The 18,652-nt window shown below is 51.5% G+C and carries 14 protein-coding genes and 1 pseudogene; 12 read left to right on the forward strand and 3 right to left on the reverse strand.

Annotation, left to right across the window (positions count from 1 at the left end; all coding sequences use genetic code 11):
- Positions 1–56 precede the first annotated feature (56 nt).
- The 5 genes from NSS83_RS28395 (at position 57) to NSS83_RS28415 (ending at position 7,752) form a co-directional block, all read left to right on the forward strand.
- Positions 57–2,114 (forward strand): methyl-accepting chemotaxis protein, encoded by a 2,058-nt coding sequence (locus tag NSS83_RS28395; protein ID WP_341187702.1) that lies wholly within the window; start codon positions 57–59, stop codon positions 2,112–2,114.
- A 671-nt stretch (positions 2,115–2,785) separates the two neighbouring features.
- Complete coding sequence (locus NSS83_RS28400) at positions 2,786–4,672, forward strand: sensor histidine kinase (RefSeq protein WP_341187703.1); 1,887 nt, start codon at positions 2,786–2,788, stop codon at positions 4,670–4,672.
- 21 nt (positions 4,673–4,693) lie between these two features.
- The gene (locus NSS83_RS28405) at positions 4,694–5,995 is read left to right on the forward strand and encodes an ABC transporter substrate-binding protein (RefSeq protein ID WP_341188112.1); all 1,302 of its coding nucleotides are present in this window, start codon (positions 4,694–4,696) and stop codon (positions 5,993–5,995) included.
- Between the two features lie 48 nt (positions 5,996–6,043).
- A complete protein-coding gene (locus NSS83_RS28410) occupies positions 6,044–7,105 on the forward strand; it encodes a LacI family DNA-binding transcriptional regulator (protein WP_341187704.1) in 1,062 nt (353 codons plus the stop codon).
- Between the two features lie 371 nt (positions 7,106–7,476).
- Entirely contained in the window at positions 7,477–7,752 is a 276-nt protein-coding gene (locus tag NSS83_RS28415; RefSeq protein ID WP_341187705.1) for a transposase, read from the forward strand.
- Positions 7,753–8,100: 348 nt separating this feature from the next.
- Here the strand turns inward: NSS83_RS28415 and NSS83_RS28420 are convergent, their stop codons facing one another.
- The gene (locus tag NSS83_RS28420; protein WP_341187706.1) at positions 8,101–9,276 is read right to left on the reverse strand and encodes a glycosidase; all 1,176 of its coding nucleotides are present in this window, start codon (positions 9,274–9,276) and stop codon (positions 8,101–8,103) included.
- Positions 9,273–10,505 (reverse strand): AGE family epimerase/isomerase, encoded by a 1,233-nt coding sequence (locus NSS83_RS28425; protein WP_341187707.1) that lies wholly within the window; start codon positions 10,503–10,505, stop codon positions 9,273–9,275. Before NSS83_RS28425 ends, NSS83_RS28420 begins: the two co-directional genes overlap by 4 nt.
- A gap of 257 nt (positions 10,506–10,762) precedes the next feature.
- On the opposite strand from NSS83_RS28425, the gene NSS83_RS28430 reads away from it, so the two are divergent.
- The 7 genes and pseudogenes from NSS83_RS28430 (at position 10,763) to NSS83_RS28460 (ending at position 18,398) form a co-directional block, all read left to right on the forward strand.
- Positions 10,763–11,527 (forward strand): helix-turn-helix domain-containing protein, encoded by a 765-nt coding sequence (locus NSS83_RS28430; RefSeq protein ID WP_341187708.1) that lies wholly within the window; start codon positions 10,763–10,765, stop codon positions 11,525–11,527.
- Between the two features lie 341 nt (positions 11,528–11,868).
- The gene (locus NSS83_RS28435) at positions 11,869–13,245 is read left to right on the forward strand and encodes an extracellular solute-binding protein (protein ID WP_341188113.1); all 1,377 of its coding nucleotides are present in this window, start codon (positions 11,869–11,871) and stop codon (positions 13,243–13,245) included.
- 106 nt (positions 13,246–13,351) lie between these two features.
- Positions 13,352–14,233: a sugar ABC transporter permease gene (locus NSS83_RS28440; RefSeq protein WP_341187709.1), complete on the forward strand. Its 882-nt coding sequence runs from the start codon at positions 13,352–13,354 to the stop codon at positions 14,231–14,233.
- Between the two features lie 4 nt (positions 14,234–14,237).
- Positions 14,238–15,071 carry a carbohydrate ABC transporter permease gene (locus NSS83_RS28445; RefSeq protein WP_341187710.1) on the forward strand — a complete coding sequence of 278 codons (834 nt, stop codon included), beginning with the start codon at positions 14,238–14,240 and terminating at the stop codon, positions 15,069–15,071.
- Between the two features lie 67 nt (positions 15,072–15,138).
- Positions 15,139–16,164 carry a glycoside hydrolase family 130 protein gene (locus tag NSS83_RS28450; RefSeq protein WP_341187711.1) on the forward strand — a complete coding sequence of 342 codons (1,026 nt, stop codon included), beginning with the start codon at positions 15,139–15,141 and terminating at the stop codon, positions 16,162–16,164.
- Positions 16,158–16,283, forward strand: a pseudogene (locus NSS83_RS28455) (acetylxylan esterase); the annotation flags it as partial. The gene NSS83_RS28450 and the pseudogene NSS83_RS28455, both read left to right, overlap by 7 nt.
- A 45-nt stretch (positions 16,284–16,328) precedes the next feature.
- A complete protein-coding gene (locus NSS83_RS28460) occupies positions 16,329–18,398 on the forward strand; it encodes a methyl-accepting chemotaxis protein (protein ID WP_341346968.1) in 2,070 nt (689 codons plus the stop codon).
- Here NSS83_RS28460 and NSS83_RS28465 read toward each other — a convergent pair.
- Entirely contained in the window at positions 18,378–18,644 is a 267-nt protein-coding gene (locus NSS83_RS28465) for a hypothetical protein (protein WP_341346969.1), read from the reverse strand. The genes NSS83_RS28460 and NSS83_RS28465 overlap by 21 nt on opposite strands.
- Positions 18,645–18,652 lie beyond the last annotated feature (8 nt).

The following is an 18,652-nucleotide window of genomic DNA, read 5'->3' on the forward strand; positions in this document are numbered from 1 at the left end:
CAGAGAAGAGAAATTACAGGACAGTATTGAACAGCTCGCTACGACAGGTGAAGAGGGTGAACCCGACTAAATCCGTTGGGGTGAAGCTGTTCCTGATCTTCTTATCTTCTATCGTGGTGGTGGTCCTGTTCTTAGGACTTCTGTCTTACAACAAAGCGAAGAATACAATTAAAGAGAATGTGTCTGAAGCCAACCGGCAGACGATTATTCAGACCTCAGAGAAGCTGGATATTACCTTGAAGCAGTATGAGAGTCTCGCGCTTCAGTTATATTTTGATACACAGATGCAGGCCAATCTGACAGAGCTGTCCTCAGCGAAGAGCAGCTACGATAAGTTCGTGGCTACAGATGCAATCAGTAAGAAGCTGTCCAGCCAGACGACAACAGATGCCAATATCGTCGCCATATCACTCATTCCGGAGGACCCTGAGATGGGGATCGTCTCCAGCGGAAGCACCGGTCTCGCGGGTGATGATGTGAGAGCTCAGGAATGGTACAAGACTGTGGTCAAGAATTCAAGCTCTTATGAGCCTTATTATACGGAAGAAGCCAAATCCGCCCAGAACTACTGGTTCCCTACAGCCGTTGAAGGCAGCGGCGGCAAGAACCTGGCCATGGTCAGAACGCTTAAGAATCTGGGCTCCAATGCCTCTTATGTAGTCATGCTGGAGCTTAAGAGCACCCTTCTGGAAGAAGCCTTCAAGAGTGTGCAGCTTGGGGATGGCTCACGGATTCAACTGGTTGCCCCGGATGGAATCGTAGTGGCATCCTCGCAGCCTGAAGAGGACGGCAAAGCCACCGTACTGAATTTCATCAAGGACAGCAAGGTGAACAATGACAGCACGGAAGCGAAGGATGAGAACGGCAAGAATATCCTTGCTGTGTACAACCCGATGCAGAAGGCAGACTGGAAGCTTGCCGGTGTAGTTCCTACCGGACAACTGGTTCAAGCTGCCACGCCGATTCTGTTTACCACCTTCCTTGCTGCGGGAGCGGCAGCCGTGCTTGCTATGATTGTCGGCTTCTGGATGGTCCAGTTGATCGCCAAGCCGCTGGCACGCCTCAAGGACCTGATGCTGGAGGGAGCCGAAGGCAACCTGAGTGTCCGTACAGAGTATGTCTCGAAGGATGAGATCGGCCAGCTGTCGGCTTCCTTCAATATGATGATGGGTAAGATTACTGAGCTGGTAGCCCAGACTACAGATACAGCCCGCGAAGTCCTTGAGACTGCGGGTGAGCTGGGGGATGCCTCGCGCAAGACGGCGATCTCCGCCAAGGAGATTGCTGCGGCCACGGAAGAGATTGCCGGCGGTGCCGGAAGTCTGGCCCAGGAAGCCGAGCGCGGCAATGAACTGACTGACCTGATTGCTACGCAGATGCAGAGTGTTATCGCAGCCAACTCCGAGATGGATCAGGCAGCCCGTGGAGTTGGGGAAGCCAGCGGACAGGGTGCTGTACAGCTGGAAGCGCTGCTGGATCAGACCGGACGTACAGGTGAAATGACCTCTGCTCTGGTGGATAGAGTCAATAATCTCAAGGAAACGGTATATTCCGTAATCAAGGTGCTGGATGTGATGAAGAATATTACCCAGCAGACGAACATTTTGTCTCTGAATGCAACGATTGAAGCAGCGAGAGCAGGCGAAGCCGGCCGTGGCTTCATGGTAGTCGCAGGGGAGGTCCGTGAGCTTGCCGACCAATCCAAACAATCCATTGCTCTGGTCGCCGGTATTACAGATAAGATCGTAGCTGAGATGGATGAGACGGTTGCTGTCCTGTCTGAAGTGGCTCCGCTGTTCAAGGAGCAGATGGTATCCGTGAAGAGTACCAGTGAGATTTTCGTGTCCGTTAAGGGTCAAATGGAGGACTTTATTACGAGTCTGGAGTCTGTAACAGGGGCCATCGACAGTCTGAACCATTCACAGGGCGTGCTATCCGATGCTATGGGGAATGTAAGTGCGGTGGCGCAGCAATCCTCGGCAACCTCGGAAGAGGTTGCGTCGCTCAGCAGTGAGCAGCAGAATGTCAGTGATCATCTCGTAGCCTTGTCGAACAAGCTGCAAGGGGCTTCTACCCAACTGGAGAGCAAGCTGTCACTGTTTACGATCAAATAATATTTAGAGCTGTTCTGATTTCAGGGCGTCACGCAAGCCGCATTCGGCTGCGTGATGCCCTTTTTAGTTGATGTACAGGAATGCTGCGCCGAGGGATATGCCCCATGTTTCACAGCCGTACCATTTTTTAAGGAATCCTGCACGAATTGCAACAATGCTGCCCCGTAGAAGCGGTCTATGCTAAAATCCTGCACGAATTGCAACAAATCCTACGCTAACTTGCTCAAAACGTCGGAATTTGTGCAAATAATGCAACAATTGGAGCTTAGCCAGTATTATTATTTAAGGAATCCTGCAAAAAGTACAACAATACAGCTCCTTACAGGCGACCGGTGAGAGAGGCACCAGCATCCTTCACCCGCAGGGTCATTTTATCCATTAGTTGGTCTTTCTCAAAGGTTTACTATGCGTCGCAAGCACCGTACCACAGATATGAAAATATTAGTACCTCTCTATATGCTTGTTCAGTCAACGTCCGCCTGAAAGCTTTCCGAAGGAAAGCTAGCATTGTATGCATAAGCTTGTCACCGGATTTATATAGAAGCTTATTTTGGTTGAGTGCACATCCTTCCTTGTACATCCTTAAGCGAATGCGTATAATAGTTTTGTTAGGGTTTTGTTATTGTTGTTTGCTGAATTAGTTATGTAATCTGAACCAGGGAGAAGGCCGAATGAGAGCAGCACGCAATAACAACTGGTGGTCTTATATCGTGGATATGTCCATGGAGCGCAAGCTGTTCCTGGTCTTTCTCGTCATTATTACGCTCCCGCTATCATTCATCAGTGTGATCAGCTTCAAGAGCTACTCGGAATCCATCCAGGCGAACACAATCGCCTATTCCGAGAAGCTGATCGATCAAATGATGGATTCCATCGATGATTACATAGAAGATATGAAACGGATGTCTTCCATGCCCGCCTACGTCAATGAGATTAAGCAGAATCTGATCCGCTCGAACCGCTATTATGAGCAAAAGCAGATGATGGAAGGCAAGCAGGACACGGCTCGGGTGGCTCCCGGCGATTTGGATCTTCTGCTGTCCATTCAGCGGGGTATCGAAGAGAATATTTCATTTATTAACAATATTAAGCGGGGAACCAATTCGGTCTATATTTTTGATGCCTACGGGAATGGTTACTATTCTGCCAAGGATGGGGGCGTCCGGCTGGATCTGCAACAGAGCTACAGGTTCTGGAGCGAGCAGGTAAAGGGCTCCGGCGGAGAAGCGACCCTTCTGGGAACGCAGGCATATACAAGTAATTTGCAGAGTACCCGGTATGCCTTTACAGTGGTGCGTCCCATTCTGGACGGGCTATGGAAGCCAGCCGGCCTGATCGCGGTGGAGGCTAACTTCAGTAATCTGGAGAATCAGGTGGCGGAGCTGGACAAGGTGACCCGGGGGAAATCGATCCTTGTGGATCAGTCAGGCAAAGTCATCTATGACAGTGAGCAGAAGCTGCTGACTGCGGATATTTCCCGGTCCTCCTTGTTCCGTGCTGCAGAAGGGAGCTCGGGGAGCTTTTATGACACTGTATCCGGCAAGGACCGTCTTAATATCTATTCAAGCTCAACCAAGACGAACTGGAAGGTGATTATTTCCATACCGGTGGACGAATTGACCCGTGGAGTGAAGCTGACCCGCAATGCGACTATAGGCGCTACTCTAATCATCATTGTGCTGGCCCTGATCATCTCGCTCATTCTGTCGTTTGCCCTGACCAAGCCGCTGACCCAAATGATCCAGCTGATGAAAAAAGTGCAGGGCGGCGATCTCGATGTGACCTTCCGCATTAAACGCCGTGACGAGATTGGTCTCCTGGGGCATCAATTCAACCGTATGCTGGCCCGCATTCGTCAACTGATCCAGGATATTTACCAGATTGAGGAACAGAAGAAGGTGGCGGAGCTTCAGGCGCTTCAGAGCCAGATCAATCCGCATTTTATCTACAATACGCTAGAAACGATCCGGATGACCGCAGAGATTAATGATGATGTGGAGGCCGCTGATATGATCTCCATTCTGGGGAAGCTGCTCCGCTACAGCACCAGTGACTTGACCGGCTGGGCAACGATGAAGCAGGAGCTGCTGTATGTGCGAAACTATGTGGAGCTGCTGGGCAGCCGGTATCCCGGCAGATTTGAGCTGACAATGGATGTTCCCGAGGCGCTTGACAACTATTCCATGATTAAGCTGGTTTTTCAGCCGATTATTGAGAATGCTGCGTATCACGGGCTGGATGATACCAAGTCCCGGATGCATCTGAGCATCAAGTGTGAGTATACAGAGCAGAGGCTTCTGTTCCATATCCGTGATGACGGCTGTGGAATGGATCAGGTTACACTGGATAAGCTGAGGGAGAGACTCCGGCATGAAGCCCCTCCGAAGAAGAGCATTAATGGAGGGATTGGGATGGCAAATGTGCACCAGCGCCTTCAGCTTCATTATGGTCCGGCCTATGGGATTGAGGTGTTCAGCAAGCCTGGCGAGGGTACGGATGTAATTTTGTCATTGCCGCTGCCGGGAATTACTCCCTTAATTGAAGGGGAGACCCCTTGAGGAGGAATGGGCTTGAAACGGATGATTGTACGTTTTCCGGTGTATGCCGTGCTGCTTCTGATGCTGCTACTGCTGGCAAGCGGCTGTAACAGCCGGAGCAGTGGAGGGCCTGCCCCGGTTCCGGCTGCCTCTGCCGGAGAGGAAGCGCCTTCTGAGTTGTCCGGTACGATCGTGATGCTGACGAACCGGATTGATCTGATTGAGAATGGAACATTTAAGGGCTATGCGGAGGAATTCAGGAAGCGGTATCCTGAAGCCCAGGTGGAATTTGAGGGTCTCTCCAGCTATGCCACGGATATCCTGGTCCGCTTGTCCACCAAGGACACTGGGGATGTCCTGTTGCTTCCGGTCAATCTGCCTGCGAAGGAACTGGAGCTTTTCTTCGAGCCGCTGAGTGAGGAATTGGCGGCGCAGGAGCGGTTCACGACCTTTGCAACCTTTGACGGCAAGCGATACGGGATGTCTACAGGCAATACCACGAGTGGGATCGTATACAACAAGAAGGCTTTTGAGCGGGCGGGGATTGATCAGGTGCCGCAGACGCTTGATGAATTCTACGCGGCCTGTGCCAAGCTGAAGCAGGCGGGCATCATCCCGCTGTATATGAATTACGGAGCCGTCTGGCCGCTGCGGGAGTGGGGCAATAATCTGGTTAATTATATGACGGGGAACCCCGATTATTTGAATGATATGGTTCATGAGGACAATCCCTGGCAGATCGGTAACGAATGGGGACAGGCTCTGGGGATTGCCAGAACGATGATGGCCAAGGGTTATGTCGAGGAGCAGTTATTCTCCAACAGCTGGGAGATCTCCAAATCCAGACTGGCCAAGGGAGAAGCAGGCATGTATCTGCAGGGGAACTGGACCATCCGGCAGATCATTGATGCAGGCGCTTCGCCAGAGGATATAGGCTTCTTTCCTTTTCCATATGACAACGGTACGGCCCATTATGCGGCACTCAATCCCGACTGGTTCATGGGGGTTAGCAGATTCAGCCGCCATAAAGAGCTTGCGATGGCTTGGCTTCAGTATTTCATCACAGAAACTTCGTATGCGAAAGATTGGGGGTTTCTTCCGGCGAAGGGTTCGGACGAACCCGCTTTACAGCAATATAGTGAGTTCCTTTCCTATCATCCGAAGCTGATTGAGGCTACGGTGCAGACGGATGCGTTCATTGATCTGGCGAACCGGACGAAGCTGAGCTTCTGGTCGGGCGATTATATTCAGGATGTGCTCGCCGCACCGGATCTGCAGAAGTCCTTTGACCAGTTGAATGCGAAATGGAAGGAAGCGCGTATGAGTCAGCAGTCTGCTCCGTAACCATCGGACTCTGCACACCAAGCAAGATCAAATTCTGGAGGTATTGTTGTGGCCAAAAAAGTAACGATGCAAAAAATAGCCGATCATCTTGGGGTCTCCAAGTTCGTCGTATCCAAATCGCTCTCCGGCAAGGAGGGGGTCAATGAGACCACCCGGGAGCGGGTGATTCAAGCCGCCTCTCAGCTGGGATATTTCACCCAAAAAAACGCCTATGTACAAAGTCCGAAGCGCCGTTCGCTGACGGGAGAGCAAGACCGTAATAAGCAATCCGTGCTGGTGCTGATGCCCAATATCCGTTCTCAGACTCAAGATTCACTATATTGGGGCAAAATCGTCGATGGCATTGCGCTGGCGCTGGATCAGGAGGGGCTGGGCATGGTGATTATTTCAGAGCACCGGGCTGACAATTTCGTTAATGTACTCAATCCTGACGGTCTGCTTGGTTTGATCGGAGTAGGGCAGATCTCCACCTCACTGTTGCTCGAAGTGCACCGGATCGGGCTCCCGCTGGTCATGATCGACCATGAGGATGCTTTAATTCCATGTGATACTGTATTTGCGAATAACATCGATTCCATGACCCGGCTCGTCAATCATCTGATAGGCACCGGACATACTCTATTTCACTTTATCGGCAATATCCGTTACTCCCGCAGCTTCCGTGACCGTTGGATCGGGTTCCGCAGCGCCTTGGAGGAGAATCATCTGAAGGTCCCGGCCATAGGTGACGAACTGCTGCTGGAGGGAATGGATGACCAAATGCTCCGCGACGAATTCAGACGCTGGGTAGCCACCCGGAAAGAATCGGATACCCTGCCTACGGCAATTGTGTGTGCGAACGACTTTACAGCCCTCGATGTCAGTGAATTGCTGCGGGAAGCCGGGCTTAGTATTCCCGCAGATCTTTCGGTCACAGGCTTTGATAATATCGAGGATTCCCTGCGGGGGGTTACTCCGCTTACAACCGTTCATGTGCCTAAGGAGGCTATGGGCCGGGCAGCTGTAGAGAAGCTGCTGAACCGTATCCAGAATTCCGCTGCACCGTTGGAGAAAATTCTGATCTCCGCAGATATCGTCCACCGGGACTCTGTGGGGAAGCCGCGGGGTTGAAGCTGATCCAAAAGCTATGAAATGGCTTGGGACGACCCTCTTTTTTGAGTTGGATTAACTTGTGAACGTGGTGCGGACGCTCCGCGAACGGACCGTTGCTACAATCGCTGTGCTCGTAAGAATTTTATTTATTTCTCTTAGCGGTAAAAATCCGGAGAGCAAGGCGACCGCTATCGCTTTTCCGCAATCAGTCCGTCCTCTCCGCTGTTTAAGCGGGAAATGTGCCCACAATCCTTTTAATATTCATAAAAAAGAAATAAATTCCAGAACATCATTTCGTTTGTGTCGTAAATGCCAATGTTCATCGGCTGGACGACGCCATCTTTGACGCAGCCTACCCCGGTGGCGGCCGTGACAGCTATCACCCCAAAATGCTTACCATAGTCATCATTTACGCCTACATCCAGCGAATCTATTCCTCTCGTCAAATCGCCAAAGCGGTACGAGAGACTATTCCCTTTATTTGGCTGGCTGGGCGGCAGCGACCCGTTTTCCGCACGCTGAATTGCTTCTGTTCCCAGCGAATGAAGAACGTCCTTGAGACGGTATTTACCGTCATACTTCAGTTTCTGGTTGAAGAGAAATACGTTTCGCTGGAGCATTACTTTTTAGACGGAATCAAATGTATTAAAACAAGCTACAAATGACCAAAAACTCAAGAAGCAGCGATTCTCCAATAATGAGAGAATCGCTGCTTTTTGAGATTTAAGCTTTTGAAGATAGAGCCCTGTCTCGGCTAGGTTACTTTTGGGACAGCCCCATTAAATCGGCCGGAAGCGGGCCAGATGGAAAACTGAAGGGGTTGTCCCCGAAGTGATTTTCTATGGGCGGCGACAGCCACTTGCAGAAATCTCCGGAAGCCAAAGGATACCTCCATTTTACTTTTTGTTTCTTTTTTAAGGATGGAAGAATAGCATCCCGCTTAAACAGCGGAGCGTCCATCCAAGTGCTCACGTTGATACCACTACGCAATAAAGAGTTGTACCGCTTGTGTGTTATTTCACCTGCAAATTCCGGTCGATCAAAGCGATGCGCTGCTGTACGCAGGCATAGGAACGAAGCGGATCTTCAGGAGTATTCATGACATAATCGAGCAGTTGGTCTACAGTGGTGGCAGCTACATGGATGCGGGTATCGGAGGAGGCATAATAGATAAAGACCTCGCCGTTGTCACGGGCAATGACGCCGTTGCAGAAGACAACATTGGATACATCGCCGACGCGCTCTTCACCGTCTGGAGCAATGTAATGTCCGCCTGGGGCATGAGTCACGCGGTTAGGCTCCGCAAGGTCAGACAAGAAGGCATACAGCACATAGCGCAGGCCGGCAGCCGTATTGCGGACGCCATGGGCGATGTGCAGCCAGCCGAGCGGTGTTTTGATCGGGGCCGGACCTTGTCCGTTCTTCACTTCTTTGATGGTATGGTAGTAGCGCTGGTCCATGATCGTCTCGCGGGTGATAACGGCGTTCTCAATCTGTTCCGATAAGCCCCACCCGATGCCGCCGCCGGAACCGGCGTCAATGAACCCGTCCTGCGGGCGCGTGTAGAAGGCATACTTGCCGTCAACAAATTCTGGATGCAGGACCACGTTGCGCTGTTGGGCCGAGCCGGTCTTAAGATCGGCGAGACGCTCCCAGGTCTTGAGATCCTTGGTACGGGTAATGCCGCACTGCGCAACGGCGCTGGACAAATCGCCAGGGACAGCGTCCGGGTCCTTGCGTTCGGTGCAGAACAGGCCGTAGATCCAGCCATCCTCATGCTGTACCAGGCGCATATCATAGACGTTGATATCCGGATCTGCGGTCTCAGGAAGCACTACGGGGTGATCCCAGAAGCGGAAGCCGTCCACACCGCTGCTGCTCTCGGCAACGGCGAAGAAGGATTTGCGGTCATTACCTTCCACCCGGGCAACGATGTAGAATTTGCTATTCAGTTCAATGGCTCCTGGATTGAATACGCCATTCACTCCGATTCTCTCTGCGAAATAAGGGTTGCTCTCCTCATTGAAGTCGTAACGCCAGATCAGGGGGGCGTGCTCCGCAGTGAGCAGGGGATACTTGTAGCGGTCATAAATACCGTTGCCGTAAGGCAGCTTCTCATTGGGGCGAGTGATGAGTGCCTCATAGCGTTCCGTTAACGCCTGCTTGCGTTGTTCAAAGATTGTGCTCATTGAATAGTCTCCTCTACATGTGATGGTTCGCCAAGCCGTCTAATCATCTCGAAGCAGGCCCGGCTGTTGTGATAGGGGCATTTCCAGGCGCTGACCTTCGGTGCATGGGCCAGCGGCTGCAGGGATTCATCCACTCCCCAGTGCCATTCGCCCAGCTGATGATCAATAATATATTTCTCTGTGAAGCTCCATGAGCTCTCAGCGGCTTCCAGAAAACGCAAATCTCCGGTTAACTGATATGCATTGTAGAATCCGACCATGGCTTCAGCCTGCGGCCACCAGTCTCTGGATTCGCGGGCTTTGTCAATGAAGCCGCTAAGATCTGCCTCGTTCCAGATTCCTCCATCCGGCGCTACCCCCTCAGCCAGTGCAGCTTCGGCCATCGACAGGGATACCTTGCGCACGCGTTCAAGCAGGACCTCATCTCCAAGAACTTCCGCAGCTTCATAGAGCAGCCAGCTTCCCTCTATGTCATGGCCGAAGGAGATATGCTCTGACTTCACCTGCCACTCTTCATCCATGAACAAATGGAAGTGCTTGCCGTCCGAATCCAGGATATGGTCCAGCATCGTTTCGATCAGCTCAGCCAGCTTGCTTCTGAGTGTCTCTGATTTCCATACCCGGTACAAGCCGGTATACCCTTCCAGCACATGCAGGTGAGTATTCATGGATTTCTTCTCATTCATATCCTTTGTGCTGAGACTTAGGGAATCGGTCATCTCCCACTCCCGCGATAAGGCTTCAATATACCCTTTGTGAAGAGGGTCATAACCGTATTTCTCAATCAAATGGAACAATTGGGTGGCTTGGCGCAGGACGTCGTCCCGGCCGGTAGCATGATGGTACTCAGCCAGGGCATAGATGACAAAGGCGAGTCCATAGATTTGTTTCTTGGGCTGTGAAGCAGATCCGTGTTGATCTACCATCCAGAAGAAGCCGCCGAATTCGGAATCTGTGAAATGCTGAATGAGATAATCATAGGCACGGTCGGCCATAGCCAGATAATCTGCGGTTCCGTACATGTTGTAAGCACTTGCAAATGTCCAGAGAATTCGTGCATTCAGTACAAGGCTTTTGTCCGCACCGGGCAACACGTGCAGCTGATTGTCCATTTCACCGATAAAGCCGCCATAAGTATCATCCAGGGTATGCTTCATCCAGAAGCCCAGAATATTGTCTTTCAGCTCTGCTTCCAGCCGGGTGCGCCATACTTCGGTTGCATTGTTCATATTTGTTTTGTTCACTCCTTAATAGTGCTTGCTGGTGTTGGAGTTAATTTTTATAATTGTTATTATTATATTAGTTTATAATGATAACGATATATAACCATGTTATAACCCTTTTCGGCCGGGAATTCAAGCGGGAATTGGATGAAGTCAATTGAAGACTATAAAAGTGGATAGGGGCACATTTTTTAATGGTTATGCAGAGTCTATAATTGTATTGATAGCGCTATCATCAGAGATGAAACGACGGGGGCGATAGGGTGGTAATCCGGATCATGATTGCGGATGATGAGGAAGTGATCCGCCGCGGGCTGGAGAAGATCGCTTCCAGAATGGATGTGGAGGTCAGGGTGATCGGCTCGTACGGCAACGGGCTTGAGGCCTGGAACCATTTGCAGGAGCTAAGCCTGGAGGAGATTGATCTTCTTATTACTGATATCAAGATGCCGAGAATGGATGGATTCCAGCTGATTGAAGCGGCGAGAGGACATCTTAAGCAGCTGCCTATAGCAGTGCTGAGCGGCTTCAGTGAATTCGACTATGCCCGTAAGGCTATGCGCTTCGGTGTACTTGATTATCTGCTGAAGCCCATAGATAAGGCACAATTATATGATCTGCTCAAAAGTGTAGAAGCGGCCCGGCAGACACTTGCGGCTGCTCCCTCCGATGAAGTGCCGCATCAGCCTTCCGAAGGCGGGGAGCATTATGTAGTCGAGCAGATGAAGAGCATTCTTGAGCAGGATTACGGTCTTAATTTCGAGCTTGAGCGGCTGGCTGAGGCCGTGGGAATGAATGCGAGTTATATCAGCAGGCTGTTCAAGCATAAGACAGGTCAGACCCTTACCGACTACTTGATCGGCATCCGCATTGCGGAGGCCAAGAAGCTGCTTCTCCATCATCCGGACCTGAAGAATTATGAGATTGCTGACAAAGTCGGCTACAGCGATCCGGTGTACTTCAATAAGCTATTCAAGAAAATGTGCGGCATGACGCCTAAGGAGTATAAAAGCCGGTACAGATCATAAGCTTGCGTCGCACTTTACAGGAAAAGAGCCCATTGGCACTACCATTTCACTTCTTCAGGGAGTGACAGGGTAGTGTTTTTTCGCGGTTGTGCAGACGTTTTGTTTTTGCTGCCACTATATTTTAAATAACAAAAATAACAAATAGAAGACCAGAAAAAGCAATTGGAACCATCGTTTAAAGGAGTGGTAGGGTCTATAATTGCAATGAAAGCGATAACAACAAGGGATTCTAGATGAATGGAGGATAATTTAAATTCTGTGTAGTAGGAAAATGGATCTCACTGTTATTGTTTTGTTATTATACTATTCCGTTCTAAATGAAGAGAGGGGTCAGAAATATGATGAAAAAAACCAAAGCAGTTACCGGGTTGGCAACGCTGACACTGATGGCCGGTCTATTCTCCGGCTGTTCATCTAACAACAATAATGCCACTAATGCGGCTGCAACCAATGCAGGCGGGAACACAGGCACCGCTGTGGAGGCCACTGCCGCTCCTGAGGGAGATGCAGCTAAAGATATCAAGGGTGATATTACGGTAATTACACAGCGGACGGATATTGTGGATACTGTGTTCAAAGACTACGCCGCCAAGTTCAACGAGAAATACCCGAATGTCAAAGTGAATTTTGAAGCCTTGTCGAACTACGAGGATCAGATCAAAATCCGCATGAGCACCAGTGATTACGGAGATGTTCTGCTCCTGCCTACCAGCGTAGCGATCAAAGACCTGCCGGATTTCTTCGAGCCATTGGGTAAAAAGTCTGATCTGGAGCAGCAATATACAGGCCTCGAAGAGCGGACGGTAGACGGGATTTCCTACGGTATTCCGATTACGGTGAACTTCTCCGGCGTGATCTATAACAAGCAGGTCTTCAAGGATGCCGGAGTGACCGAGGTTCCAAGAACCTTCGACCAGTTCTCCGCTGCACTCAAGAGTATCAAGGAGAAGACGGATGCCGTTCCTCTCTACACGAACTATGCTGCGGGCTGGACGCTGACTCAGTGGGAAGCGGATCTGGCTACCGTTGCCGGAGACCGTGAATATGTCAACATCGGCCAGGTAGCCTCCGACGATAACTTCGTTCCAGGCCAGCCGCACTATGAGCTCTACAAAGTAATGTACGATGCTGCCAAAGAGGGTCTGATCGAAGAGGACCCGACTACAACCGACTGGGAATCCTCCAAGGCAGATCTGGCGAACGGCAAAATCGGTACGATGATTCTGGGCTCCTGGGCCATTGGTCAGATCAAAGGACTGGCAGCGAACCCGGATGATGTAGGCTTCATGCCATTCCCGACCAATGCCGACAAGATTCTGGTTCCGCTGTCTGACGACTATAATCTGGGGGTTAGCATTCACAGCAAAAATAAAGAAGCCGCCAGAGCATGGGTGGACTGGTTCATTAATGAATCCGGTTATCCGACTACTGAAGGGGGAGGCATGAGCCCGGTAAAGGGAGCCGAGCTGCCTGAAATTCTCAAGCAGTTTGAAGGCACAGACATTACCTTCGACACGCTTGCTCCAGCCAAAGCCGGTGAAGAAGGCTGGGTGGATGCCATTGATAAAGAGGCGGAAATCGGCCTGTGGCAGCCTGACTTCAAGAAGGTAATCATCGAAGCAGCAATTGGCAACCGCAAGCAATCCTATGATGACATTATGAAAGAACTGAATGATAAATGGAAAGCAGCCAGAGCCAAAATTGTCACTGCCAAGTAGATTAAAGATCAAAAGAAAGGGGAGATGCCGGCAAGGCATGATCCCCTTCACTTTTTCAGGGATAGAAGCGCAGTGAAGAGCAGTAAGTTTTCAGGAGGTGTGGAGCGTGCCTAAATTGTCTAACCTGAGCTATAAAAATCAACGGATTCTGATCATTTTTTTATTTTCGCTAGTACCCGTAGTTCTCCTGCTGACGTTCTCCTATTTACCTGTCTTTAAAATGTTTCAGTACAGCTTCACCAGCTGGAACGGGCTAAGCAAAAATATGGAGTACATCGGCTTTGACAACTACAAGACGATCTTCACCAAGCCGGAGTACTTCGCCGTGTTCAAGGTCAGCTTGTATTACTTTTTCGCCACCTTTGTCCAGATGGGGCTGGCGCTTTATTTTGCGACGATTCTGAGCTTCAATGTCCGGCTTAAGAACTGGTTCAAGGGGATTCTGTTCTTCCCGACCCTGCTGAACGGTGTGGCGATCGGATTCATCTTCCTGTTCTTCTTCAAGCCGGAAGGCACGCTTAATACCATTCTTGATCTGCTCGGCCTTACGTCACTCCAGCAGAAATGGCTGCTGAATCCGCAGCTCATTAATGTCTCTCTCGCTTTTGCGTCGGTATGGCGTTACATGGGGATGAACTTTATTATCTTCCTTGGTGCAATCTCCTCGATCGGCAGCGATATCTATGAAGCCTCGGAGATAGACGGGGCTAACCGCTGGCATCAGTTCCGGCATATCATCATTCCAAGCATCAAGCGCATCCTGCAGCTCAATCTGATCCTCGCGGTCAGCGGGGCGATTGGTGTGTTTGAGATTCCGTACGTGATGACCGGCGGCTCCAACGGCAGCGGTACTTTTGTCATCCAGACCGTCGATGTGGCCTTCAAATACAGCAAGCTGGGGCTGGCTTCGGCCATGGCTGTGGTCTTGCTTGGTATTGTGATTCTGGTCACCATCCTGCAGCGCATTCTGATCAAGGAGGAGAAATAGAGCGATGCATACCTTGAAATACAACCTGGCGGCTTTCTTCAAATATCTCTCCCTGGTGCTGGGTGCGCTGATGGCATTGATACCGATTGTGGTGGTCTTCTTCGCTTCCCTGAAAACCAATGCCGAGTATGCCTCAACCGGTCCGCTGACCCTGCCGGAGAACTGGCTGAATTTCGCCAACTATTCTAAAGCCTTCGTAGACGGAAACATGCTGCTCGGCTTCATGAACACGATCATTATCGTCCTTATTTCCATTGCGGGCGCTACGCTTACCGGCTCGATGATGGCTTACATTCTGGCCCGCTTCAAATTCAGAGGCAGCAAGGCGCTGATGGGGGCTTTTCTGCTGGCTACGCTGATTCCCGGAGTAACGACGCAAGTAGCAACTTTTCAGATCATCAATGCCCTGGACTTGTTCAATACCCGCTGGGCGCCGATTCTGATGTATCTGGGGACCGATATTATCGCTGTCTATATCTTCATGCAGTTCCTGGACTCGATCTCTGAATCGCTTGACGAATCGGCAATGCTGGATGGCGCCTCCTACTGGACGATCTATTGGAGAATCATTCTTCCGCTGCTGAGTCCGGCCATTGTGACGGTGATTATCGTGAAGGGCGTTAATATCTACAATGATTTCTATACCCCATTTCTGTATATGCCAAAAAGCAGCCTGCAGGTCGTATCTACCGCGCTGTTCAAATTCAAAGGGCCTTACGGCTCCCAGTGGGAGGTCATCTGCGCCGCGATTATGATCGCCATCATTCCGACGCTGATCGCGTTCGTAGCGCTGCAGAAATACATCTATAACGGCTTCGCCCAAGGGTCGGTCAAATAAAGCGGCAAGCCGGGGAGTAACACACCATCGCAGCGGCTGCTGCAACTATTATTGGAGGGATTCTATTATGAGAGAAGTTAAACTGACTGGCAGCCACAGCCTGCCGAATATGCCTTGGCAGGACAGACCTGCCGGGAATGACAATCCGGTCTGGAGACATAGCGATAACCCGGTAATCAAGCGCAATCCGGCCAAAGGGGTCGCCCGTATCTTCAACAGCGCGGTGATCGCTTACGAGGGCAGCTTTCTGGGAGTCTTCCGCGTTGAGGATAACACGACCCGCCCCCATCTGCGGATGGGCCGCAGCGCGGACGGTCTGGATTGGGTCATTGATGAGCAGCCGATCCAGTTCAAGGACGAAGCAGGCCAGCCATACATGCCGCGTTACGCGTATGATCCCCGTCTGGTAAAGGTGGAGGATACCTATTACATCATCTGGTGCACGGATTTCTACGGGGCGGCAATCGGCGTTGCCAAGACACAGGATTTCAAGAGCTTCGTCAGTCTGGAGAATCCCTTCCTGCCGTTCAACCGTAACGGCGTGCTGTTCCCGAAGAAAATAGGCGGGAATTTCGTTATGCTCTCCCGTCCAAGTGACAGCGGACATACGCCGTTCGGTGATGTTTTCCTCAGCGAGAGCCCAGACTTCGTGTACTGGGGCAAGCACCGCCATGTCATGACCAAGGGCGGACAAGGCTGGTGGCAGAGTACCAAGATCGGCGGCGGCCCTGCGCCCATTGAGACCTCGGAAGGCTGGCTGATGTTCTACCATGGGGTAACAGGGACCTGTAACGGCCTTGTCTACAGCATGGGCGCTGTTATTCTGGATGCAGATGAGCCTTCAAAAGTGAAATACCGCTCCCGCAACTTCGTGCTGACACCGGAAGAATGGTATGAAGAAAGAGGCTTTGTCAACAATGTCCTCTTCCCTTGTGCTGCGCTGAGTGACGCGGATACCGGACGGATTGCCATCTATTACGGGGCAGCGGACACCTATGTTGGTGTTGCTTACACCACCGCTCATGAAATCGTTAATTACGTCATTGAGACTCATGAAGAGGTTGGCGATGATGCCGGTCCCGGGAGAATCTAGAGCTTGCCGCATACAACAAAATCACAGCCGTAAAAGATCTGTTGGTATATCATGAGTATGGTCATGAATATCTTCCCTATCTTTCTGATCGGACGCTTCAGATGTTCATGACCTTGTAACGGGCTCCTTCCGTTCAAGAATACATAGAATCCGGCGGTGATTTTTTGAGCAAGTCAACAGTTCGCAGTACATCTATTCTTACTCGGCTGCATCCCTCCAAGTCGCTGGGGATGCAGCTCTTTCTGGTGTTTTTCATCGCGACCATGGGTATTGTGCTGTCTCTGGGGTATATTTCTTACTCTGTGGCCAGGCATACGATTGAGAACAATGCATTGTCCGCTAATCAGCAGACCGTGGAGCAGGCGGCAGAGAAGCTGGATGTGATCCTGCTGCGCTATGAAGATAATCTGGGTCAGCTGTTCTACAATGATGATATTCAGCAGGCAATTGCCTTGGAAGGTCTTGCAGCCGCAGATTCAGCGAAGCGCACAGAGCTCTCCAAGACGATTAAAGGGGAGCTCAATCAATGGCTCACGGCTGTACCCGGGGTGCAGGCAGTGTATCTGGTTCCGCTGAATGAAGTGTTGCCCGCAGCCGGAGCTGGTGAAGTGGATAAAGATTTCCTGGAGGCGATCCGTGATGCAGCATGGTACAAGCAGTTGCAGGAGAAGCCGCAGAGCCAGTGGATTACCGAAGCGTTGAAGCAGGGAGAGGCCGCAGGAGTGGTGCGTTTCGCTAAGTCTGTAGCGGCGGAAGCGGGTCACTCCGGTTATCTGGCAATCTGCGATATTAAGACTACAGAGCTTGACAGCCAGCTGAAAATGGTTGATCTGGGCCCGGGCTCCTATATCCAGCTGCTGACGTCCGCAGATGAGCTGATCGCCTCTTCCCAGCAAGAGGAAACGGACACTTATCTGCGCCTGGGCGGCACTCTGTTCAAGGGCTTAAGTGATACCTCCGGCTCTCTGCCGACCAAGGATGAGAAGGGCAAATCCATTCTTGCTGTCTACGGCACACTGCATACCTCCGGCTGGAGGATGCTCGGTGTGGTGCCTTCCGGCAATCTGACCAAGGATGCGGGACGGATTCTTAACACGACCTACATTGCAGTGGCCGCCGCTGCCGCCGTTGCCGTGCTGATTGGACTCTGGATGGTACGGATGGTCTCGCGTCCGCTGTCACGGCTGCGGGATCTGATGGTCAAGGGCGCAGACGGGGATCTGCGCGTACGCACCGATGTCGTCACCCGTGATGAGATAGGCCAGCTGTCCGGCTCCTTCAACCTGATGATGGAGCAGATTACAGAGCTGGTCGTCCACACCAATGAGACCGCGCGTGAAGTTACGGAAGCAGCGGAAGCCCTTGGCAATGCCTCCCGGGACACAGCGGTGGCAGCGAAGGATATTGCTGCAGCCACGGAAGAGATTGCCGGCGGTGCAGGCAGTCTCTCGCTGGAAGCGGACCGGGGGAATGAGATGACGGCTCAGATCTCGGAGAAGATGGAAGCCGTCATTGCAGTGGCCCATGAGATTGGCGGAACTGCGCACAGCGTGGAGCAAGCCAGTGCAGAAGGGGTAGTCAAGCTGCAGGAGCTGCTGGGCAGAACCCAAGAGACTGGCGACAGGACAGGCAAGCTGGTTCTTAAGGTGAATGAACTTAAGGATACCGCCTCATCGGTGATTCAGGTGCTGGAGGTCATGCAGAGCATCACCCAGCAGACCAATATCCTGTCGCTGAACGCTACTATTGAAGCAGCGAGGGCAGGCGAAGCGGGCAAGGGCTTCACGGTTGTCGCCGATGAAATCCGCCAGCTGGCGGAGCAGTCCAAGCGTTCCATTGCCGTTGTGGGCGAGATTACGGACCGGATCATGCGGGATATGCATGAGACGGTAGACGCCCTGTCCGAGGTTGCGCCGCTGTTCGGGGAGCAGATGGACTATGTTCAGAACACCAGTGAGATCTTCACTAGTGTACAGGGGCAGATGCATCAGCTGATCACCAGGCTGGATTCGGTCTCCTCTTCGATTGACGGCCTGAACCACTCGCAGCAAGTCTTGTCAGAGACTATAGGCAATGTCAGTTCATTCGCGGAAGAATCCTCGGCCGCCTCTGAAGAGGTAGCTTCCCTGACCGGAGAACAGGAGAATGTAAGCGAATATCTGGTTACCCTCTCCGGTAAGCTGGAGAATGCTTCCTCCAGACTGCGGGAGCGGTTATCGAAGTTCAACGTGTGAGCCTAACTTTTTCAGACCGCTTTCCTTCATGGGATGCGGTTTTTTTGTATGCGAAAAACTGACAATAATGGGCCGATAGGGGATGTGTGGGCCAGATGTAATCGAAAAACCGATCACATTGCGCTGGATGGTGGTGTGTGGGCCAGATGTAATCGAAAAACCGATCACATTGCGCTGGATGGTGGCGTGTGGACCAGATGTAATCGAAAAACCGGTTACAATTCCCGGGTTCGGGGCTCGCGACATCCACGCTC

The organism is Paenibacillus sp. FSL H3-0469, assembly GCF_038051945.1.
Lineage (GTDB): Bacteria > Bacillota > Bacilli > Paenibacillales > Paenibacillaceae > Paenibacillus_AQ.